General features: G+C 67.1%; 17 protein-coding genes and 1 tRNA gene. 5 read left to right on the top strand and 13 right to left on the bottom strand.

What is annotated here, in order from left to right; genetic code table 11:
• Position 1: 1 nt before the first annotated feature.
• From FB384_RS16620 to FB384_RS16600, 5 genes are all read right to left on the bottom strand, one after another.
• Complete coding sequence (locus tag FB384_RS16620; protein WP_183785665.1) at positions 2 to 1,282, bottom strand: acyl-CoA dehydrogenase family protein; 1,281 nt, start codon at positions 1,280 to 1,282, stop codon at positions 2 to 4.
• On the bottom strand, positions 1,282 to 2,244 hold the full coding sequence (locus tag FB384_RS16615; RefSeq protein ID WP_183785663.1) for a phosphotransferase family protein: 963 nt from the start codon (positions 2,242 to 2,244) through the stop codon (positions 1,282 to 1,284). Before FB384_RS16615 ends, FB384_RS16620 begins: the two co-directional genes overlap by 1 nt.
• 56 nt (positions 2,245 to 2,300) lie before the next feature.
• Entirely contained in the window at positions 2,301 to 3,056 is a 756-nt protein-coding gene (locus FB384_RS16610; RefSeq protein WP_183784116.1) for an SDR family oxidoreductase, read from the bottom strand.
• A 1,209-nt stretch (positions 3,057 to 4,265) separates the two neighbouring features.
• Positions 4,266 to 5,447: an LLM class flavin-dependent oxidoreductase gene (locus FB384_RS26885; RefSeq protein WP_228726045.1), complete on the bottom strand. Its 1,182-nt coding sequence runs from the start codon at positions 5,445 to 5,447 to the stop codon at positions 4,266 to 4,268.
• Positions 5,448 to 5,531: 84 nt separating this feature from the next.
• Positions 5,532 to 5,605, bottom strand: a tRNA-Ile gene (locus tag FB384_RS16600).
• 73 nt (positions 5,606 to 5,678) lie between these two features.
• Here FB384_RS16600 and FB384_RS16595 point away from each other — a divergent pair.
• The 3 genes from FB384_RS16595 (at position 5,679) to FB384_RS16585 (ending at position 7,608) form a co-directional block, all read left to right on the top strand.
• Positions 5,679 to 5,999, top strand: a complete 321-nt coding sequence (locus FB384_RS16595; protein ID WP_323985255.1) for a SelT/SelW/SelH family protein — start codon at positions 5,679 to 5,681, stop codon at positions 5,997 to 5,999.
• 173 nt (positions 6,000 to 6,172) lie between these two features.
• Positions 6,173 to 7,288: a WD40/YVTN/BNR-like repeat-containing protein gene (locus tag FB384_RS16590; RefSeq protein ID WP_183784114.1), complete on the top strand. Its 1,116-nt coding sequence runs from the start codon at positions 6,173 to 6,175 to the stop codon at positions 7,286 to 7,288.
• Positions 7,285 to 7,608, top strand: a complete 324-nt coding sequence (locus tag FB384_RS16585; protein ID WP_183784112.1) for a MoaD/ThiS family protein — start codon at positions 7,285 to 7,287, stop codon at positions 7,606 to 7,608. Before FB384_RS16590 ends, FB384_RS16585 begins: the two co-directional genes overlap by 4 nt.
• A gap of 168 nt (positions 7,609 to 7,776) precedes the next feature.
• On the opposite strand, the gene FB384_RS16580 is transcribed toward FB384_RS16585, so the two are convergent.
• Positions 7,777 to 9,057: a cytochrome P450 gene (locus tag FB384_RS16580; protein ID WP_183784110.1), complete on the bottom strand. Its 1,281-nt coding sequence runs from the start codon at positions 9,055 to 9,057 to the stop codon at positions 7,777 to 7,779.
• 127 nt (positions 9,058 to 9,184) lie between these two features.
• On the opposite strand from FB384_RS16580, the gene FB384_RS16575 reads away from it, so the two are divergent.
• Entirely contained in the window at positions 9,185 to 10,213 is a 1,029-nt protein-coding gene (locus FB384_RS16575; RefSeq protein WP_183784108.1) for an LLM class flavin-dependent oxidoreductase, read from the top strand.
• Between the two features lie 6 nt (positions 10,214 to 10,219).
• Here FB384_RS16575 and FB384_RS16570 read toward each other — a convergent pair whose 3' ends face one another.
• Positions 10,220 to 10,612 (bottom strand): SCO5389 family protein, encoded by a 393-nt coding sequence (locus FB384_RS16570; RefSeq protein WP_183784106.1) that lies wholly within the window; start codon positions 10,610 to 10,612, stop codon positions 10,220 to 10,222.
• Between the two features lie 175 nt (positions 10,613 to 10,787).
• Positions 10,788 to 12,014 carry a hypothetical protein gene (locus FB384_RS16565; protein ID WP_183784104.1) on the bottom strand — a complete coding sequence of 409 codons (1,227 nt, stop codon included), beginning with the start codon at positions 12,012 to 12,014 and terminating at the stop codon, positions 10,788 to 10,790.
• Positions 12,015 to 12,355: 341 nt separating this feature from the next.
• Between FB384_RS16565 and FB384_RS16560 the strand changes: the two genes are divergently transcribed.
• Positions 12,356 to 12,880, top strand: coding sequence for a hypothetical protein (locus tag FB384_RS16560; protein WP_183784102.1), 525 nt, complete (start codon positions 12,356 to 12,358; stop codon positions 12,878 to 12,880).
• 187 nt (positions 12,881 to 13,067) lie between these two features.
• On the opposite strand, the gene FB384_RS16555 is transcribed toward FB384_RS16560, so the two are convergent.
• The 5 genes from FB384_RS16555 to metK form a co-directional block, all read right to left on the bottom strand.
• Positions 13,068 to 13,952, bottom strand: a complete 885-nt coding sequence (locus FB384_RS16555; protein ID WP_183784100.1) for a mycobacterial-type methylenetetrahydrofolate reductase — start codon at positions 13,950 to 13,952, stop codon at positions 13,068 to 13,070.
• 148 nt (positions 13,953 to 14,100) lie between these two features.
• Positions 14,101 to 15,561 carry an adenosylhomocysteinase gene (ahcY, locus tag FB384_RS16550; RefSeq protein ID WP_183784098.1) on the bottom strand — a complete coding sequence of 487 codons (1,461 nt, stop codon included), beginning with the start codon at positions 15,559 to 15,561 and terminating at the stop codon, positions 14,101 to 14,103.
• 249 nt (positions 15,562 to 15,810) lie between these two features.
• Positions 15,811 to 19,368, bottom strand: a complete 3,558-nt coding sequence (gene metH / locus FB384_RS16545; protein ID WP_183785661.1) for a methionine synthase — start codon at positions 19,366 to 19,368, stop codon at positions 15,811 to 15,813.
• Between the two features lie 2 nt (positions 19,369 to 19,370).
• Positions 19,371 to 20,348: a carbohydrate kinase family protein gene (locus tag FB384_RS16540; RefSeq protein ID WP_183784096.1), complete on the bottom strand. Its 978-nt coding sequence runs from the start codon at positions 20,346 to 20,348 to the stop codon at positions 19,371 to 19,373.
• A gap of 110 nt (positions 20,349 to 20,458) precedes the next feature.
• Positions 20,459 to 21,658, bottom strand: coding sequence for a methionine adenosyltransferase (gene metK / locus FB384_RS16535; protein WP_323985298.1), 1,200 nt, complete (start codon positions 21,656 to 21,658; stop codon positions 20,459 to 20,461).
• Positions 21,659 to 21,681: the final 23 nt, after the last annotated feature.

Genomic DNA, 21,681 nt, shown 5'->3' with positions numbered 1-21,681 from the left:
ACTACTCCTTTCCTGTCGGCACGACCCCTGGAGTGGGACCACCGGACTCTGTGCGAACCGAACGGGAACGGCGCTGGCGGTTCAGTTCGGCGCGGGCCAGCGAGCCCCGGTGCACCTCGTCCGGGCCGTCGGCGATGCGGAGTGTTCGAATGCTCGCGTACGCCTCGGCGAGCACGAGATCTTGCGAGAGGCCACCGGCACCGTGCACCTGAATGGCCTTGTCGAGGATCCACTGCACCGTGCTCGGCGCGGCGATCTTGATTGCCTGGATTTCATTGTGGGCAGCCCGATTGCCGGCGGTATCCATGAGCCACGCGGCCTTGTGGGCCAACAGCCGCAGCTGCTCGATCCGGACCCGGGACTCCGCTATCCAGGCCCGGATCACCCCCTGCTCCGAGATCAACCTACCGAAGGCCACCCGTTCATCGGCGCGGGCGCAGATCATCTCGAGAGCCCGTTCGGCGACCCCGATCGCGCGCATGCAGTGATGGATACGTCCGGGGCCCAACCGAGCTTGCGCGATCGCGAATCCGTCGCCTTCGTCACCGATCAGGTTGGTTACCGGCACGCGGACGTCGGTGAACCGCAGCTCCGCGTGGCCACCGTGCGACCGGTCGTCATAGCCGAAGACGGTCATTGCCCGGACGATCTCCAGCCCCGGGGTATCGCGCGGGACAAGGACCATCGATTGCTGGCGGTGCCGGTCAGCCTTCACGTCGCTCTTGCCCATGACCACGAACACCGCCGCATTGGGGTTCATTGCGCCAGTGATCCACCACTTGCGCCCGTTGAGCACGTAATGGTCACCGTCGCGCACGATCCGTGTCTCGATGTTCGTCGCGTCCGAGGAAGCGACGTCCGGCTCGGTCATGGCGAACGCTGATCGAATCGTGCCGTCGAGCAGGGGCTGCAGCCACTTCGCGCGCTGCAGCTCGCTCCCGAAGCGCTCCAGAATCTCCATGTTCCCCGTGTCAGGGGCGGCACAGTTCAGGGCAGCCGGAGCGAGTTGCGGGCACCACCCCGTGATCTCGGCGAGTGGTGCGTACTGGACGTTCGTCAGGCCGGCTCCCTCCGCACCCGGAAGGAACAGATTCCACAATCCCCTCTGCCGTGCCTGACCCCGGAGCTTCTCCAACACAGGGACCGAGTCCCACGCCCACCTGTCCTGTAGTCCGTCCAGCTCGGCCGAGAACACCTCGGCCGCCGGATACACATACGTGCGCATGAACTCCGTGAGCGCGGCGCGATACTCTTCCGTCCGCGCGTCGAGGCCGAACTCCATCACGCGCCCTCCTGCACCGATGCGAGACCGGCCGTGAGCAGCGGCGCGACAGCGTCGCCGACCCGGTCGAACCCAGAACCAACGGTTTCGCGTCGCATGTGCCGATAGTGGATCCCTTCGAGGATCGCGGCCAGCTTGAACGAGGCGAGCCCAATGTAGAGGCCCAGATCGGACACGTCGCGGCCGCTGCGTGCGGCGTAACGGCTCACGATCTGTGCTTCCCCGAGATAACCCGGTGCGGCGGCCACGTCAGAGACGACATCGCTGTCAAGAAGTCGGGCGAGCCGGTCGTAGACGATCATGAGTGCCAGGTCGGTGAGCGGGTCACCGATGGTGGCCATCTCCCAGTCGATGACGGCGACAAGACGATCGCCGTCATCGACGAGCACATTGTCCAGCCGAAAGTCGCCATGCACGATCGCCGGCGGCGCGGGGGGAGGGACCGTGGCAGCGAGACGATCGTAGAGATCGTCGGCGACCGGGAGGTCCCGGCTGTGTGAGGCCTCCAGTTGCCGACGCCACCGGGCGACCTGGCGGGCGAAGAACCCGTGCGGGCGCCCGAAATCGGCTAGTCCGATGTCGTCGGGGTCGATACCGTGCAGCGCCGTGAGCGTGTCGATCAGTCGTTCCGACACGGTCCGGGTGCGGTCTGCCCCGATATCCGAGAGGGCTGCGGCGGTGCGGTACGACGTGCCGTCCACTTTGTCCATGAGGTAGAAGGGGGCACCGATGACCGAATCGTCGAGACACAGCGCACGGGGGACGGGAACCGGGACTGTGGTGTCGCGCAGGGCGGACAGGACGCGGTACTCGCGTCCCATGTCATGCGCGGTAGGCAGGACGTGTCCCAGCGGCGGGCGGCGCAGGACCCACCTGCTGGTGCCGTCGGTTATCTCGTAGGTGAGATTGGACTTGCCGCCCGCCAACATGGTCGCGGTAAGCTTGCCCGCCACGCCGGGCATGGTCGAGGAGAACCACACCGCGAGACGGTCGAGGGGAAGTCCGGTCGGCGCGGTACTCACAACCCACCCGCCAGGGTGACGCCGCCATCAACCACTACCAGCTGCCCGGTCACCCAGCTCGCCTGCTCGGAAAGCAGGAGGGCAACCATGTTGCTGATGTCCTCGGGTGTCCCGAGTCGCTTGAGTGGATAGCTCTCCGCGAGCTCGGCCTCGCGACCCTCGTAGAGCGCCCTGGCCATCGTGGTCTTGACTAACGCGGGAGCCACCGCGTTGACCCGGATCCCGGGCCCGAGCTCAGCGGCCAACTGCTGTGTCAGCTGGGCAACGAGCGCCTTGCTGGCTCCGTAGAAGCCAATGCCCGGAGAAGCTCGCTGCCCCGCGATCGAGGAGATGTTGACGACGGCACCGCCGTGGTCCTTCATCCAAGCCCGGTACGCAGCCTGAACCCACGCCAGGGCAGCAACGCAGTTGACTTCAAGGATCTTTCGAGCAGCCTCGAGGTCGAGATCCATCAGCGGGCCGTAAACCGGATTGACCGCCGTGTTGTTGACGAGGAGGTCGGCGCTGCCGAACGCGTCCACCGCCCGCTCCAGGACGTCCGCCTGATGGTCGACGTCGTCGACGCGTCCGGCCACCCCGATCACGTACCCAGGGCCGCCGAGCTCTTCGACGGCGGCATCCAAGGTGGCCTGGGTGCGTCCGGTGATCACCACCTTGGCCCCACCAGCCACCAGGCGCCGGGCGACCGAGAGCCCGATCCCACGGCTGGCACCGGTCACAACGGCCGTCTGCTGTGCAATTCCTGTGTTCATGGGGCGTGCTGACTCCTCTAGGCCGCCGGACGGTGAATTGCGGCAAAAAATCGACTGGTCGGTACAGTAATTGGGCGATCGGCGACCGTCAAGGCCATCGAATGTGCGGTGGCCGCCCTGCCGGTGTCGCGTCGGCCGGCATGCTCGTTCGGACGTTCGCCCTGGTTGGCATGGGCAACACAGACACTGAAGCGGACGCTGACACAGCGACGCTGATAGAGGAGCTTTCTCGAGCTTCCCGCATCACACTCGATGGTCGGCGCGGGTAGATTCCGAAACGGACCACCGACCCAGCCGCGTCGTGTCGCTGCCGAACTCGCCTGCACGCCTCGCGGCGACACCATCGACATTGAAGAGACCGCACGACTGACCGGTGTGTCGAAGCAGAAATTCGTGCGAATGCATGACCGCGGGGAGGTCATGCACGACAAACCTGTTGGAACACAACGAACGGTCCGCCGCAGGGAAGCGTCGAGTACCTGCACCGTCTCGCTAACGGCACCACGCGGATCTGATGCTCAACCTGGCCACAGTCGGACTCGCACCGCCGCGATCCGAGCAAATCCTGGAAGAGACGGAACGGGCGCTGATGGAGAACACCATGACCAGTCGATCGCGAGCACAACCTCCATGCGCAGGCATCGTGCAAGCCTTCGGCTCGACCGAGGTGTCCGACCACGACCCGCTGATATCTCACATGAGGAATGCCCCGGGGACAGACTTGTCCTCGCTGCTGCGGGGCAGCGCAATGCCTCCATCCGCACCCGTGCCACTCCCCCGGCTCGCAAGAAACCGGCGGCCTCACCCTCGGCTTGTCACCAGCCCAGGCCACTGACCATGTGGCATGACTTCGTGGCGTGCTCAGGTACCGACGGAACTCCCGCTGTGGAGTTGGTTGGTTGGGACGACCCACCACCCCGAGCCTCCCGACCCCGTGATCACCTGCCCGCTACCCCGCCGTTCCGGAGATCAACCCGCACCACCCGCGCAGTCGTGCCCCCATGGTTGGGGCGGTTGTCGACGGCCGTCATCGCGCCACCTCTCCTCTCATGCAACTGTGACTCAAGTCGCGTTAGAGAAAGGGGAGGCAGTGTCTCCGGCACCGTCAGTGGGCGCAGAGCACACTGGTGACTGTCGGACGGTGCGATGAGCACGACACTAGGCATGCGGTCAACGGACCGTACGGCAAGCCAGTCGCTGCAGGGCTTCTCACCGAAGATTCCGCAGTCGCGGAAGCAGCTCCTGTCCGGCGACTTCGAGAAACCGGGCCTGATCGCTACCGGCAGCGTGCAGCACCAGATCCGTGAACCCCGCATCCACATATGAGCTGATCCGCTGGGTAACCTCGTCCGGGTCAACGGACACGATCCAACGCGAGGCTACCTGTTCAATCGGCAAGCCCTCGGCTGCGCGTTCTATATCGACGGGGTCGGACAACCCGTGCTTCTGTTCGGCGGTCAGCGACAGCGGCGCCCAGAATCTGGTGTTTTCGGCTGCGGTGGCCGGATCGGGGTCATACGACAGTTTGATTTCGATCGAGCGCGGAACATCCCCCGGTTTTCGGCCGACCTGCTCGGCGCCCCTGTCGACTGCAGGCTGCAGCTTCTCCGTGTAGAGATCCATCCCTTTGCCGCTGGTGCAGATGAAGCCGTCGGCCGCTCTTCCTGCATACTTTGCTACTACTGACCCACCAGCCGCCACGTAAATCGGAACCGGGCGTGCCGGCCGGTCATAGACCGTCGCGTTCTCAGTGCTGTAGTAGTCGCCGTCGAAGGTCACTCGTTCCTCAGTCCACAATCGACGGATCAGTTCGATGGCCTCGCGGAGGCGGGCGAACCGCTCGCGAAACTCAGGCCACTCTATTCTGGTAACCGGGACTTCGTTGAGGGCCTCACCTGTGCCCAATCCCAGTACAACACGCCCAGGATACAGCGCGCCGAGGGTTCCGAAAGCCTGAGCCACCACGGCTGGGTTCCCGTCGCAGCGCATCCGGCACCGACGCAGATCGGCGTAGAGGTTCTCCAGCTGCCGCGCTCCGAGCTTGTTCACCGCGACATCACCGAGCACGGGCTTGATCACGCGATCGATGTATCCGACATAGCTGTCCCGCGTGCTCTGCTCGATGTCGGCGGTGCGCAGCCACTCGTCGACCGCGTAGTCGAACCGCACCGTCGAGGCCGTCGACCGCTGCTTGAGCACCTTGGCCCGCAACTGCGTCAGCGTGTTCTCCGCCTTGCGCCACGCCGCGTCGTCCGTGCCGTTGATCTTCTCGCGCAGATACGTCCGTCGCCCCGTCACCGGATCGGTCCCGGCGAACACGACGACGCGAAGACTGTCGCCGCGCTGCTCGAAGCGACCGCGCCGACGACCTCCGGAACGACTGCGAGCCATACCCGGCCGCCACCTCGGACCCAAACCCGCACCCAAGGGTCGAAACCCAGATGGGCCACCGCGTGAACATGCAGGTCACAAGGGTGGGCCGGGTCGGACTTGAACCGACGGCCAAAGGATTATGAGTCCTCTGCTCTAACCAACTGAGCTACCGGCCCCTGCGCCGATACCGGCGCAGGCTGCACTATATCCACCCGTTCCGACAGCGATGCAGCGGAGATACTGATCTGCGTGACCAACTCCGCCAACGCGCGTTCGCCGCGCCTCGAGATCGAATACTGCACCCGGTGCCGCTGGGTGATGCGCGCCGGATGGACCGCCCAAGAACTCCTGGCCACCTTCGGAACATCGCTTGCCGAGGCCTCGCTCGTTCCGGGAACCGGAGGCGTGTTCGACGTCCGCCTGGACGGCCGGACGCTGTGGTCCCGCCGGGTCGACGGCGGTTTCCCGGAATTGTCGGTCCTCAAGCGTATGGTCCGCGACATCGTCGACCCCACCCGCGACCTGGGGCATTCCGACCGCTCCGCAGGTGACGGCCGGCGAGGGAACTGACAGCTGCGCGTCCGACACCGGACCAGTTCACACCGGGCTAACTCACACCGTGCTCGTCCACGACGACACTCGTCCGACATCGGACGATGATCTTGCTTCACAGATGCACGCTTGTTTTTGACAAGTGACGCCGGTTACAGTTCCCACACCACGACTTGAGAAGGGGACTCAACATGGCCGGCGTACGCGTACTCGTAGGCACCCGTAAGGGCGCCTTCATCCTCACCGCCGACGGCACGCGCCGTGACTGGCACGTCGAAGGCCCGCACTTCGCGGGCTGGGAGATGTACCACCTGGCAGGCTCGCCGCAGAACACCGACCGCATCTACGCGTCGGCCTCGCTCGGCTGGTTCGGCCAGCAGATCCAACGCAGTGACGACGGCGGCTCGACATGGACGCCGGTGGGCAACGAGTTCACCTACGACGGCGACGTCGGCACCCACCAGTGGTACGACGGCTCGCAACGCCCCTGGGAGTTCACGCGCGCCTGGCACCTCGAACCGTCACTGTCCGATCCGGACACCGTGTACGCCGGCGTCGAGGACGCGGCTCTCTTCCGTTCGGTCGACGGCGGGCAGACCTGGCACGAACTGCGCGGCCTGCGCTGCCACGAATCCGGCCCCGACTGGCAACCCGGCGCAGGCGGCATGTGCCTCCACACGATCATCCAGGACCCGCGCGACGCCGACCGTCTCCACGTCGCGATCTCGGCCGCCGGCGTGTTCCGCACCACCGACGGCGGCAAGACCTGGCAACCCGCGAACCGCGGGCTGCAGTCCGGTCAGATCCCGCAACCCGAGGCGGAGGTCGGCCACTGCGTCCACAACCTCGCCCGCCACCACGGGCGGCCCGACACTCTCTACATGCAGAAGCACTGGGACGTCATGCGCAGCGACGACGACGGCGCCAGCTGGTACGACATCGGCGACGGCCTGCCCACCGACTTCGGCTTCCCCATCGACGTCCACGCCCACGACCCCGACACCGTCTACGTCGTGCCCATCACCAGCGACGAACAGCACTTCCCCGTCGACGGCAAACTGCGCGTGTACCGCAGCCGCACCGGCGGCGGCGACTGGGAACCGCTCACCGACGGTCTCCCCCAGCAGCACTGCTACGTCAACGTCCTACGTGACGCCATGGCCGTCGACCGCCTCGACGACTGCGGCATCTACTTCGGCACCACCGGCGGCCAGGTGTACGCCTCCCCCGACGCCGGCGACACCTGGGCGCCCATCGTGCGCGACCTGCCGTCAGTCCTGTCCGTGGAAGTGCAGACACTGCCATGAGCGACTCCGCCACCAGCACCGCGATCCGCGTGCACCTGCCCACCCACCTGCGCAAACTCGCCCACATCGACGACGGCGAACTGACGCTCGACGTGCCGGGCACCGTGACACTCGGCGCCGTGCTCGACGTCCTCGAAACCCACTACCCGGTACTCAAAGGCACGATCCGGCACCACGACACACAGCGGCGCCGGGCCTTCGTCCGGTTCTTCGCCTGCGAAGAAGACCTGTCCCACGAACCACACGACGCCCCACTACCCGACCCGGTCGTCCGCGGCACCGAACCACTGTTGATCATCGGCGCGATGGCAGGCGGCTGACCCGGCAGCAGCTCGCCGACACGCCATAGCCGACGTGGCCGGCGGGGCGGCCCACCGAGCCACCCCGCCGGAACGGGTCGCCGGTCTCACCGAACAGGCCGGCCTGGCCAGTCGACCGGCCAGGCTCGCCGAACCGCACCCAACGCAGGCCACCGGCCGACCGGCCCGTCAGTCGACGTGCACCGGCAGCTTCTCTACGCCGTACACGATCGACGTCTGCCGGAACTCCAAATCGGCGGGGTCCGCCGCCAGCGTCATGTTCGGGAACCGGCGCACCAACGCCGAATACGCCGCGCGCAACTCCAACCGCGCCAGCTCTGCGCCCACGCACCGGTGCGCGCCGTAGCCGAACGCCACATGCTGCGTCGGCGACCGCTCGGCATCGAACGTCTCCAGGTCGGCACCCAGCACATCGTCCCGGTCGGCACCCGACAACGACACGGCCACCATGTCGCCCTTGCCGATCGTCACCCCACCGACCTCGATGTCTTCGCGCGCGAACCGCGGGAATGCCACCTGCACCACCGACAGGTACCGCAACGCCTCCTCCACGAAGAGGCGCACCGCCTCGTCGTCCTCACGCACCCGGCGGAACGTCTCCGGATCGCGCAGCATCACGAGCGCACCCAACGACAACATGCTGGCGGTCGTCTCGAACCCGCCCGTCAACACGCCGTCGGCCAACCCGGCGAGCTCCCGATCATCGATGTCGTCGCCGTGCTCGCGGATGATCATGCCGATGAGCCCGTCACCCGGGTCCTCACGCTCCTTGCGCACGACCTTCAGCAGATACTCCAGCGACTCCGAGATCGCCCCCACCGCGGCACCGGCACCCGCGAACAGGTCGAACCGCGCCACCGCCAAGTGCTGGAACTCGTCCCGGTCCTCGTACGGCACCCCGAGCAGCTCGCAGATCACCAAAGACGGGATCGGCAGCGCGAACTCCTCGACCAGATCCACCGGCTCGCCCGCCGCCGCCTTCTTTTCCATGGCATCGAGCCGATCGCCGACGATCCGCTCGATGCCCGGCTGCAGCCGCGACAACCGGCGCATCGTGAACTCCGGCGTCAACAGCTTGCGCAGGCGGGTGTGCACCGGCGGATCGACGAACCCCAGACCCCCCGGATTGTCATCCGGATCCATGCCGATCTCGGCCATCAGAGTGCCGAAATCGTTACTGAACGCCTTGCCGTTGCCCAATACGGCCTTCGCTTCGTCGTACCCGCTGACCAGCCATACGTTCAAGCCGAACGGCACCGGCAGTTTCCGCACCGGCTCCGTCGCCCGCGCCTCGGCGAGCTCCCCCACCGGATCGAGACCGTTCCGCCGCAACGGCATCAGGGCCGCTTCAGGCAACACCTTCTGCAGGTCGAGGCCGCCCTTGCGCTGCGCTCGGGCCAGGTACAGTCGCGTGGCCCACGAGGTGATACGCGATCGAAGTTTCCCCACGTACGCGACGGTACCAACTCACCCGCCTCAGTGACCCGCCGGTAGGTCCCGTACACGCCCACCGACCTGCGCACGCACCACCCGCCGGTCCACATCGGACGATGCAACTCACGTAGGGTTACACCCCGTGGAATTCGGGATATTTCTCCTCGGCGCCGTGTTCGGGGACGACGACCCCGGCGCGGCACTGCAAACCGCCGCCGACGCCGTCCGCTGCGCCGAACACGCGGGCTTCGACGAGGCGTGGATCGCCGAACACCATTTCATGTCCTACGGCACCTGCCCGTCCGCCATCACGTTCGCAGGCCACGCCCTCGGAGCGACCAGCAGCATCACCGTCGGCACCGCCGTGAGCGTGCTGTCCACCACTCACCCCGTCGCTCTGGCCGAACAGACCCGCATGCTCGACCGACTCTCCGGCGGCCGCTTCGCACTCGGCGTCGGCCGTGGCGGCCCATGGGTCGACCTGGAAGTCTTCGGCACCGGCGTCGAAGCCTATGAACACGACTTCGCCGAACGCCTCGACCTGCTGCTCGCAAGCCTCACCGGCGACAGCGTCCGGGGTGACGGGCCGAGCCTGCGCTTCCGCGAGGTGCCACTCACTCCGCCCGTCCTGACCCGGCCGCACCCGCCGGTCACGGTCGCCTGCACCTCCGAGGAGACCGCAGCACTCGCCGCGGCACGTGGCCTGCCGATCCTGCTCGGCATGCATGCCGGCGACGACGAGAAGGCTCGCACCGTCGCCGCCTACGATCGGGCGGCCGGCCAGGCAGGAGGCACCCCACAGGCCCGGCACACCTCCACCGTCGTCGCCCACGTCGCAGCCGACCGCACCTCGGCGGTCGACGAACTCCGCCACTCACTGCCCCGCTGGCTCACGCCAGGCCTCGCGGGCTACATCCCGGTCGACGACCGGCCACGTCAGCCACGCGACCCCGTGGCCTACGCCGAACTGCTCGCCGACCTGCATCCGGTCGGCGATCCCGCCTACTGCATCGACCGCCTCCGCACCGGGATCGCGGCAACCGGCGTCGACCGGGTTCTCATGCTGGTCGAAGGCGGCGGCTCCCGCGCACGCACGCTGGCCACCATCGAACGCCTCGGCGCCGAGGTGCTGCCCGTGCTCCGCGGGAGCCGCCGCCCTGATCCGTTGTGAACGACGTCAGCAGTCGCGCAGCTCCGGACTCTGATTCAACAACTGGCCACGGGCCGACACGAACTCGCGGTACTCGGCACCGTCGATGGCGCCCGGACGGAACGCCGCCACGCGGTGACAGTTCTGGAACGCCAGCTTCACGCCGAAGTGCCGCTCCAACCCACCGCGGATCGAGTCCGACGCGAGCGCCCGCAGCAGCTGCCCGCGCTCGGCCTCACTCGGTGGCGGCGTCGCGTGATCCGCAAACTGCCCACCCTCGGTCTCCAGGTCGGCGACGACACCGGTGATGATCTCCCACGCGTACGGCAGCGACTCGCGCACACACGCGACGAACTCGGCGTCGTCGACGCCGCCACTCTCCGCACGGTCCAGCAGCTCGGTGGGCACATTCAGCGACATGGATCGGCCTCCAGCCTTCCTTGCACTCGGGATTCGGACCCGCCGCCGCCATCCGGCGACGACGACCCCGTCCAGTGCTACTGAAACCGATGTTCATGTGCAATAGAACGGTCTCGGCGCCACCGGGACGGACGATCGCCACCACACGGCCGGGCGCCTGGGCCGCCACGCGCAGCTACCGCGCCCCGGCGGTCTCGGTCACGTCGGCCGCATCCCGGGCGGGCGGCGTCTCCGACCCTTCCTCGGCGGGCGACTCCGAGCGTCCGGGGCTCACCGCAGCCCCCGTGCCGGCCGCAGCACCCGCGCCGGCCCTGGCACCCGCGCCGGCCGTGGCACCCGCGCTCCCTGTGGCACCCGCGCTCCCTGTGGCACCCGCGCTCCCTGTGGCACCTCCGCTGACTGTGGCCCCCGTGCTCGCGGCCCCGAGACTCGAGACCTCGCCGATCGAGGGCCCGACTGCCGGTCCGGCGTCGTCGCCGCCGTCACGCGGCGCAGGCACCGCCTTCGCCACCGAACCGGGGTCCCCGGCCACAGGCTCCGACTCCTGCACGACCCCCGGCTCCGCCACGGTCTCCGGCTCCGCCACGGTCCCTGATTCCGCTGTGGGTGCCGGTTCCGCCTCGGCCGGGTCGGTGAGCTCACCGACCGCACTCAGGATCGCCCGGGTCTCCCGCAGCCGTGCGGTGAGCGTGTGCGCCGTGCCCTCCAGTTCGGCGACACGCGCGTTCGCCCGAGCCACCACCTCGGCGGCGTGCTCACGCGCCTGCGCCAGGGTCGTGACCGCACGGTCGGCGGCCTCCTCCTCACGGCGCCGCACCTGACGTTCCGATTCGGCCCGCCGCGCCGCGAGTGCCTTGCCGACCTCCTGCTCCGCCCGCTGTCGCCGACGGGCGGATTCCTCGCCGAGCCTGCGTCGCCGTTCCTCGGCCGCGAGCTCCCGCTCCTCGGCCTCAGCCTCGATGCGTCGGGTCCGCTCGGCGAACTCCGCCTCCAACTGCGTGCGGCGATCGTCCAGTTCGGCGAGCGCGCGCTCATACCGCCGACGGAGTCGGCGTGCTTCCTCGTCCGCAGCCGTGCGCGTGCGTTCGGCCCGACTGCGTGCGTCCTGCACAATCTCGGCGGCTTCGACGTGCGCCAGTTCCACCATCCGCAGCATCCGCTCCGACAGGCCGTCGTTCTCGATCGGGCTGCGGCACACCCGGTCGAACTTGTGGCGCAGCGCGGTGTGCGCTTCCCGCAGCTCGGCCAGCTCCGCGGCCAGCGCCTCGGCGCGCCGCTGCGGGAACGCCCGATCCGTTGCCATGGCGCGGTTTTGCTCCTCGAATGCGGTCAGGTGACGATCGACCGCCTCGCGGTCGTAGCCCGCGAACGTCATCCGGAACCGGTTCTGCGAAACACCCATGCCAACCTCCACTGCGCGCCGACGACGTTCGCCGGAGCCGAATCCACCACGTGCCACACGGTTCCTCACCCACGGGGAGGCACCGTGTGGACGGATCGGTTCGTCCGGCGTACCAAGGGAAAAGTGACCGTCCACGGCTGATCGCCGGCTCACACGAACCGGCGACCACGACCCCCATCGACACTACCCGAACTCTCCGCCCGCCCACCGCCGAAAACCTTGCGGTGCCACGACATCCGAAAGCGATGACGACCGCACCGGCGCCGGAGGCGATGCCGACGGCGACGAACTCGCCTCCGAGCGCGCACGGGGCGCACTCAGAGGCACGGAAGGGAGCGAGCATGGAGCAGACCGGACTGACCCACCACGACTGTGTAGCTTTGATCGGCGATCGGGCCCGCCGCGTTACCGCCACGGTCTCCGTCGACGGCGGTGACCCCGTCCCCCTCGCGGCGTACGCCTGTCCCGGCGGCGATCTGCTCGTACCGACCGGCACCGATCCGTCCTTGCCCCGCTCGGCCGTCAGCAAACCCGTCACCGTCGAATTCACCGGACCGGTCGAGGGCGACGAGAACTGGACGATCAGCGGAACGGGCCTCGCCCAGCCGCTCTCGCACCACGACCGCCCGCACGACGACCATCCGCAGGCCATGCTCTATGCCTTCGACAACGGCATCCGGGTGCTCATGGCCCGCCTCTCGGCGGTCCCAGCCGACACCACGACGCTCCCGCAGCAGCGGACCGCGGACACCCCGCGGCACCGTCCGCACTCGCACCGTCTCGGCACGCCCGCGCAGACCCAGCGACGACAGTCCGCAGGCAGGCATCGCCTTCACCGGGCAGCGGCTGCCGACACCGACGGTTGAGCTAAAGCCGAGGCGGGTAACCGACGACCGCGGCGGAGCGGAACAGCAAAAATCCCGAGGACTCGCAGGCGGATGTCTCCGCAGGCGAGTCCCCGGGATCTTCGGGGACCGGTAACTGCCGTGAACGGGCCGGCGCTCGTCGACGCCGCCGTCTCACGGCGCGCCGCAACCCAGCGGCGAACAGTGATCAGCGCAGCGGCGAGTAGTAGTCAAGCATCTCGGCGAACACCTCGAACGCCGGCTTGGACACGCCGAGCGGCACCTCCAGGTGGACGCTGAGCTCGAAACCGAGGTCGCCCACGCCGTCGATGACGCGCTTGTACAGGTCCACGAGCTCGCGCTTCTTCTGCTCGAACGGCATCTCCGCGAGCCGCGCGACGTACTCCTGCTCCTTCTTGACGACCTCGTTGCCCGGGTCCTGGATCAGCCAGTCGATCAGGCCGATCTTGGTCTCGATCTTGGGCACGAAACCGAACGACAGCAGGATGTCCGGACGGTGGTCGGACTGCTTCGCGAAGTCGCGCAGGAAGCCGACGATGGCGTCGGAGTACAACAGCTGCGTCATCCCGTAGGTGGCGCCGCGGTCGCACTTGAAGCCGAACCGGCCCTGCTCCCCTTCCCGCGTCGGGATCAGGATCGCACCGCGGTTGGGCACGACGTCGGTGAACTCGGCCAGCGCGTCGGTCGGCGCCATGCCGGAACCCTCGCCGTCGGCCATGGTGCGCGGCACGCCCACGAACACGATGCCGTCCATCCCCGCGTCACGCAGGGAGTGCAGCCGCTCGGTGAGCTGGGGCTTGTCGTGGAACGCCGTGACCTGGGTGCACAGACCCCGCACGTCGTCCAGCTCGCCACTGACCGAGTTCCAGAAGTCCAGCACGTCCATCCGTGGCTTCAGCTCCACGGGACGGTCGGACTCCTCCTCGATCATGCCCGGGATCATCAGGTGCTTGATGGCGCCGTCCAGGCCGGTTTCCTTGGCGACGCGCGCGACCTTCTGACCTTCCTCGACAGCGGCCTGCGAGCCGCCGTCCAGCTCGGGCGGGACCAGCTCAAGGGCAATGGTTTTCATGTCGAACCGCCTTCTCGGGTCCTCCGGTACACGAACGGTGACTGCTTCGGGCTGCGGGTCCGCCCGATGCGCATCGGGCGGACCCGCGCGGTACGCACCGGCGGCCCCGGATGACGGGGCCGCCGGACACGACCTCACCGCGAAGTGATCAGTACCGGTAGTGCTCCGGCTTGTACGGACCCTCGACGTCAACGCCGATGTACTCGGCCTGCTCCTTGGTCATCTTGGTCAGCTTCACGCCCAGCGCGTCGAGGTGCAGTCGCGCCACCTTCTCGTCCAGGTGCTTCGGCAGCAGGTAGACGTCCTTGCCGTACTCGCCCGGCTTCGTCCACAGCTCGATCTGCGCCAGCGTCTGGTTGGTGAAGCTGTTGGACATCACGAAGCTCGGGTGGCCCGTCGCGTTGCCCAGGTTCAGCAGGCGACCCTCGGACAGCACGATGATCGAGTGGCCGTCGGCGAAGGTGAACTCGTGCACCTGCGGCTTGATCTCGACCTTCTTGATGCCCGGGGTGGCCTCGAGGCCGGCCATGTCGATCTCGTTGTCGAAGTGACCGATGTTGCCGACGATGGCCTGGTGCTTCATCTTCGCCATGTGCTCCGACGTGATGATGTCGAAGTTGCCGGTCGTGGTGATGAAGATGTCGGCCGTCTCGACGACCTCGTCCAGCGTCGTGACCTGGTAGCCGTCCATCGCGGCCTGCAGCGCACAGATCGGGTCGATCTCGGTGATGATGACCCGGGCGCCCTGGCCGCGCAGCGACTCGGCCGAGCCCTTGCCGACGTCACCGTAGCCGCAGACCACGGCGACCTTGCCGCCGATGAGCACGTCGGTGGCACGCATGATGCCGTCCGGCAGCGAGTGGCGGCAGCCGTACTTGTTGTCGAACTTCGACTTGGTGACCGAGTCGTTGACGTTGATCGCCGGGAAGAGCAGGTCGCCCGTCTTCACGAGCTCGTAGAGCTTGTGAACACCGGTCGTCGTCTCCTCGGTGACGCCCTTGATCTCCTTGGCCAGCTTGGTGAAGCGGCCCTTGTCGCTGGCGAGCGACTTGCGCAGCGTCTCGAGGACGACCTTGAACTCGGCCGGGTCCTCGTCGGTCGGCTGCGGCACGACGCCGGCGGCCTCGAACTCGACACCCTTCTGCACGAGCATCGTGGCGTCGCCGCCGTCGTCCAGGATCATGTTGGCGACCTTGCCGTCACCGAAGTCCCAGAGCTGGTCGGTGCACCACCAGTAGTCCTCGAGCGTCTCGCCCTTCCACGCGAAGACGGACACGCCCTGCGGCTTCTCCGGCGTGCCGTTCGGCCCCACGACGACCGCCGCGGCGGCCTCGTCCTGCGTCGAGAAGATGTTGCAGGACACCCAGCGCACCTCGGCACCGAGTTCCACCAGGGTTTCGATCAGCACAGCCGTCTGCACGGTCATGTGCAGCGAGCCCGCGATACGCGCGCCCTTCAGCGGCTTCGACGCGGCGAACTCGCGGCGCGTCGCCATCAGACCCGGCATCTCGTGCTCGGCGAGCCGGATCTGGTGCCGGCCGGCCTCCGCCAACTTCAGGTCGGCTACGGCGAACTCGAGACCGTTCACCTGCTGCAACTTGTTACTCATGACTTCCTTTCTGATCCTGACCCTCGCCTACCGGCACCTACACGACGACGCGCGCCGACGACGCGCTCGTGAGCTGGGATTCCGGCAATTGCGATGGGCCTCCTGTGACAGAGGCGCCCTTTCGTTGCCAGGGAAAGTGGCCGAGCGTGGCGGAGAATCCTCCGCTGCAGCGCCTCTCGGCCCACTCGTATCGAGTTTCCCAGGCTCATTGTTGCGCGGTCAAACATGTCGAAGCACCGTCACACCTGTTCAGGTGTTGAAGTACTTCGCCTCCGGGTGGTGAGCGACGATGGCGTCGGTCGACTGCTCAGGGTGCAACTGGTACTCCTCCGACAACTCGACACCGATCCGCTCCGCCTCCAACAGGTCCACGATCTGTGACCGGTCCTCGAGGTTCGGGCACGCGCCGTACCCGAGTGAGAACCGCGCACCGCGGTAGCCGAGCTTGAAGAACTCCTGGACGTCGGCAGGGTCCTCGTCCGACATCGCCGCTCCGGAAGCGAACTTCAGCTCCTGCCGGATCCGGCGGTGCCAGTACTCGGCCATGGCCTCCGTGAGCTGCACGCCGAGGCCGTGGACCTCGAGGTAGTCACGGTAGGAGTTCTTCCCGAACAGCTCGTTCGCGAAGTCCGCGATCGGCTGGCCCATCGTGACCAGCTGAAGCGGCAACACGTCGACCTGTCCGGTGGCCTCGGCCTGCTCCTTGGTGCGGTAGAAGTCGGCCAGGCACAGCCTGCGGTCCCGCAGCTGGCGCGGGAACGTGAACCGGGCCCGCTCCGGCGCGTCCGGCTCGTCCTTGTCGAGCACAACCAGGGAGTTGCCCTCGGAGTAGCACGGGAAGTAGCCGTAGACCAACGCCGCGTGCTGCAGAACACCCTTGGTCGCGAGGTCGTCGATCCAGGCGCGCAGCCGCGGCCGGCCCTCGGTCTCGACGAGCTCCTCGTACGAGGGGCCCTCGCCCTTCTTGGCACCCCGCAGACCCCACTGGCCGAAGAACGTCGCACGTTCGTCGAGCAGCTGCAGGTAGTCGTTCACGGGCAACCCGCGGACGATCTTCGAGCCCCAGAACGGCGGGGTCGGCACGGCCACGTCGTCGGCGACGTCGGAGCGGGTCGTGTCGTCGTGCGACGGTTCGGGACCGTCACCGCGCTGCTCGGCCTTGCGTTTCTCGGCGATCCGCAGCGAGCGTTCGCGACGCTCCTTGCGCTCGGCCTTCTTCGCCTGCTCGGCCGCGTCCTCCTCGGGCGTCTCACCGCGCTTGATGGCCATCAGCCGGTCCATCAGGTGCAGGCCCTCGAAGGCGTCCTTGGCGTAGCGGACGTCGCCTGCGAACATCTCGTCCAGATCGTTCTCGACGAAGGTCCTGGTCAGCGCCGCACCACCGAGCATAACCGGGTACTTCTCGGCGATACCGCGGTCGTTCATCTCCTGAAGGTTCTCCTTCATGATGACCGTCGACTTGACCAGCAGACCCGACATCCCGACGACGTCGACCTCGTGCTCCTCCGCGGCGTCGAGGATGGCGTTCACCGGCTGCTTGATGCCGATGTTGACCACGTCGTAGCCGTTGTTGGAGACGATGATGTCGACCAGGTTCTTGCCGATGTCGTGGACGTCGCCCTTGACCGTGGCCAGCAACAGCTTGCCCTTGCCGCCCGAGTCGTCCTTCTCCATGTACTGCTCGAGGTGCGCCACGGCGGCCTTCATGACCTCCGCGGACTGCAGCACGAACGGCAGCTGCATCTGGCCGGAACCGAACAGGTCGCCGACGACCTTCATGCCCGCGAGCAGGTTCTGGTTGATGATCTCGAGCGGTTCCTTCTCCAGGCGTGCCGCTTCGAGGTCGTCCTCGAGACCGGTGCGCTCGCCGTCGACGATGCGCTTCTCGAGCCGCTCGAACAGCGGCAGCTTGGCCAGCTCCTCGGCCCGCGAGGCACTGCCCGACTTGGCCGTCTGGCCCTCGAACAGCTCCATGAGCTTCTGCAGCGGGTCGTACTCGCCGTCGCGCCGGTCGTAGACGAGGTCCAGCGCGACGCTGCGCGCCTGTTCGTCGATCTTGTTCATCGGCAGGATCTTCGACGAGTTCACGATCGCCGAGTCGAGCCCGGCCTCACGGCACTCGTTGAGGAACACCGAGTTCAGCACCTGCCGCGCCGCCGGATTGAGGCCGAACGAGACGTTCGACAGACCCAGCGTGGTCTGCACGCGCGGGTGCTTCTCCTTGAGCCGCTTGATCGCGTTGATCGTCTCGATGCCGTCCTTGCGGACCTCCTCCTGACCGGTGGTGATCGGGAACACCAGGGCGTCGATGATGATCGCCGACTCGTCGAAGCCCCAGTTCCCGGTCAGGTCCGCGATGGCCCGCTCGGCGACCCGCACCTTCCAGTCGGCCGTCCGCGCCTGGCCGTCCTCGTCGATACAGGTCACGACGACGGTCGCACCGTGCTCGCGTGCCATCGTCAGCATGCGGTCGTAACGGCCGCCCGGCTCGGTGCCGTCCTCGTAGTTCACCGAGTTGATCAGGCACCGGCCACCGAGGTGGTTCAGTGCCACCTCGATGACGTCCGGTTCCGTCGAGTCGACCATGATCGGCAGCGTGGAGGCCGTGGCCAGGCGCGAGGCGAGCTCGCCCATGTCCACGGTCCCGTCGCGGCCGACGTAGTCGACACACAGGTCCAGCACGTGCGCGCCCTCGCGGGTCTGCGCCTTGGCGATCTCGACGCAGTCCTCGTAGCGCTGCTCGAGCATGGCCTCGCGGAACGCCTTCGACCCGTTGGCGTTGGTGCGCTCACCGACGTTGAGGATCGAGGCGTCCTGCTGGAACGGCACCGCCTGGTACACCGAGGAGATCGACGGGACGACCTCGGGCGTGCGCTGCACCGGCTCCAGGTCCTTCACGGCCTCGGCGATCGCCGCGACGTGTTCGGTGGTGGTGCCGCAGCAGCCGCCGACCAGCCGAGCGCCGTAGCGCCCGGCGAAGTCGGCCAGCGACTCGGCCAGTTCGGCAGGCTGCAGCGGGTACACCGCACCGTTCGGGCCCAACTCGGGCAGGCCGGCGTTCGGCATCACCGAGATCGGCACCGTCGAGTGCTCGGCCAGCACCCGGAGGTGCTCGCCCATCTCCGCAGGACCGGTCGCGCAGTTCATGCCGATCATGTCGATGCCCAGCGGCTCGAGCGCCGTCAGCGCCGCGCCGATCTCCGAGCCGACCAGCATCGTGCCGGTCGTCTCGACGGTGACCTGGGCGATGATCGGCACCTGCCGCCCCGCCTGCTTCATCGCCCGCTTGGCGGCGACGATGGCAGCCTTCGTCTGCAGCAGGTCCTGCGACGTCTCGACGAGCACCACGTCGATGCCGCCGTCCAGCAGGCCGAGGACGTTGTCGACATACGCGTCCCGCAGGTCGGCGTACGGCGCGTGGCCCAGCGTCGGCAGCTTCGTGCCGGGCCCCATCGAGCCGAGCACGAAGCGCGGCTTGTCCGGGGTCGAGTACTCGTCGGCTGCCTCCCGGGCGAGCCGGGCACCCTTCTCCGCGAGGTCGCGGATCCGGTCGACGATGTCGTACTCGCCCAGGTTTGCGAGGTTGGTACCGAACGTGTTCGTTTCGATCGCGTCCGAACCGGCTTCCAGGTAGCCACGGTAGATCGCGCTGACGACATCCGGACGTGTTTCGTTCAGGATCTCGTTGCAGCCCTCGAGGTGGTTGAAGTCGTCGAGCGTGAGGTCATAGGCCTGCAGTGCAGTACCCATACCACCGTCGGCGACCAGCACGCGCTTCTCAAGAGCCGACAGAAAAGCGCTACCCATCGTCACACTCGCAGCTTGGATTCAATCTCGGCGGCGGCGTCGTTGCCGTAGGCCTTGGCGACACGGTTCGAGAACTCGGACCGGTCCAGCGTGTACTCCTGCGGGCCCACGGCCTCGAGCACGATGCTCGCGAACACGCAGCCCACCTGGGCAGCGCGCTCCATCGTCATGTTGACGCTCAGGGCCCACAGGAAGCCGGCGCGGAACGCGTCGCCGACGCCCGTCGGCTCGGCGACCTTGACGTCGGGGACGGACGGGATCTCGATCGTCTCGTGGCTCTTACCCGAGATGCGCACGCCGTCACCGCCGAGCGTGGTGACCCAGCTGCCGACGCGGTCGAGCACCTCGGCCTCGCTCCAGCCCGTGTTCTTCAGCAGCAGCGTGGCCTCGTACTCGTTGGTGAACAGGTAGGTCGCACCGTCGACGAGTTTGCGCACGTCGTCGCCCGACATGATGGCCAGCTGCTGCGAGATGTCGGCGGCGAACGGGATGCCCTGCTGGCGGCACTGCTCGGTGTGACGCAGCATCGCCTCGGGGTCGTTGGCGCCGATGAGGGCCATGTCCAGCTCGCCGACGCGATCGGTGACCGACGTCAGGTCGACGTCCCGCATCTCGCTCATCGCGCCTGCGTAGAACGAGGCGATCTGGTTCTCTTCCTCGTCGGTGGTGCACAGGAACCGCGAGGTGTGCTGGGTCTCGGAGACGTGGACGGACTTGGTGTCGACGCCCTGCTTCTCCAGGAAGGACCGGTACTCGCCGAAGTCCTGCCCGACGGCCCCGACCAGGACCGGGTTCAGGCCCAGGCGGCCCAGTCCGAGCGAGATGTTCCCGGCGACTCCGCCACGACGGACGTCGAGGTGTTCGACCAGGAACGAAAGCGAGACGTTCTCGAGCGAGTCGGCGACCAGCTGGTCCTTGATCTTGCCGGAGAACGACATCAGATGGTCGGTTGCGATCGAGCCGATGACGGCGATGCGCATAACGGGGTCCACTCCCTTTTGGGTGTATGAAAGCTTGTGTGACGCGCGTGGAAACGGCGCCGGAGGAGGCTACTGGCTGCTACCGGCCTCCTCCGGCGCCGGATTCACCGTCAGGCCTTGGCTGCGTCCTTCAACGCCGCCGCGCGGTTGGTGTTCTCCCACGGCAGGTTCGCATCCGGACGGCCGAAGTGACCATAGGCCGCCGTCTGCGCGTAGATCGGCCGCAGCAGATCCAGATCACGGATGATCGCCGCCGGACGCAGGTCGAACACCTCGTTGATCGCCGCCTGGATCTTCTCCGGCGCCACCTTCTCCGTACCGAAAGTCTCCACGAACAGACCCACCGGAGCCGCCTTACCGATCGCATACGCGACCTGCACCTCGGCCCGATCCGCCAAACCAGCAGCCACCACGTTCTTGGCCACCCACCGCGTCGCATACGCCGCCGACCGGTCCACCTTCGACGGGTCCTTACCCGAGAACGCGCCACCACCATGACGGGCCATCCCGCCATAGGTGTCAACAATGATCTTCCGACCCGTCAGACCCGCATCACCCATCGGACCACCAACCACAAACCGGCCCGTCGGATTGATCAGAATCGTCGGATTCTCCGCCTGCAGACCCAGATCCTCGATCTCCGGATCAATCACATACTTCTGCACATCAGCCGCAAGCTGCTTGTCCAGATCGACACCCTCAGCATGCTGCGACGAAAGCACCACCGTGTCCAACCGGACCGGCTTGTCCTTGTCGTACTCGATCGTCACCTGCGTCTTACCATCCGCACGCAAATACGGCACCGTGCCGTTCTTACGCACCTGCGACAACCGCAACGACAACCGATGCGCCAACGCAATCGGCAACGGCATCAACTCCGGCGTGTCCGAGCAGGCATACCCGAACATCAACCCCTGATCACCAGCACCCTGCTTATCCAGATCATCCAGAGCGTTCTCCAGACGCGACTCATACGCCGTGTCCACACCCTGCGCAATATCCGGCGACTGCGCACCAATCGACACACTCACCCCACACGAAGCGCCATCAAAGCCCTTCTCCGAGGAGTCATACCCGATATCCAACACAGCCTGACGAATCAACGCCGTCGTATCGATGTTCGCCGCCGTGGTCACCTCACCAGCCACATGCACCTGACCAGTCGTCACCATCGACTCCACCGCAACCCGCGACCGCGGGTCCTGCGCCAACATCGCATCCAAAATCGTGTCGCTGATCGCGTCACAAATCTTGTCAGGATGACCCTCGGTCACCGACTCACTCGTGAACAACCTGCCTGTAGTCAAAATGCTTCCTTCTTGTCGACGGGAGC

It is taken from the genome of Prauserella sediminis (genome assembly GCF_014195435.1).
Classification (GTDB): Bacteria; Actinomycetota; Actinomycetes; order Mycobacteriales; family Pseudonocardiaceae; genus Prauserella; species Prauserella salsuginis.
The sequence above is the reverse complement of the archived record's forward strand: the minus strand, read 5'-3'. Positions and strand labels throughout refer to the sequence as shown.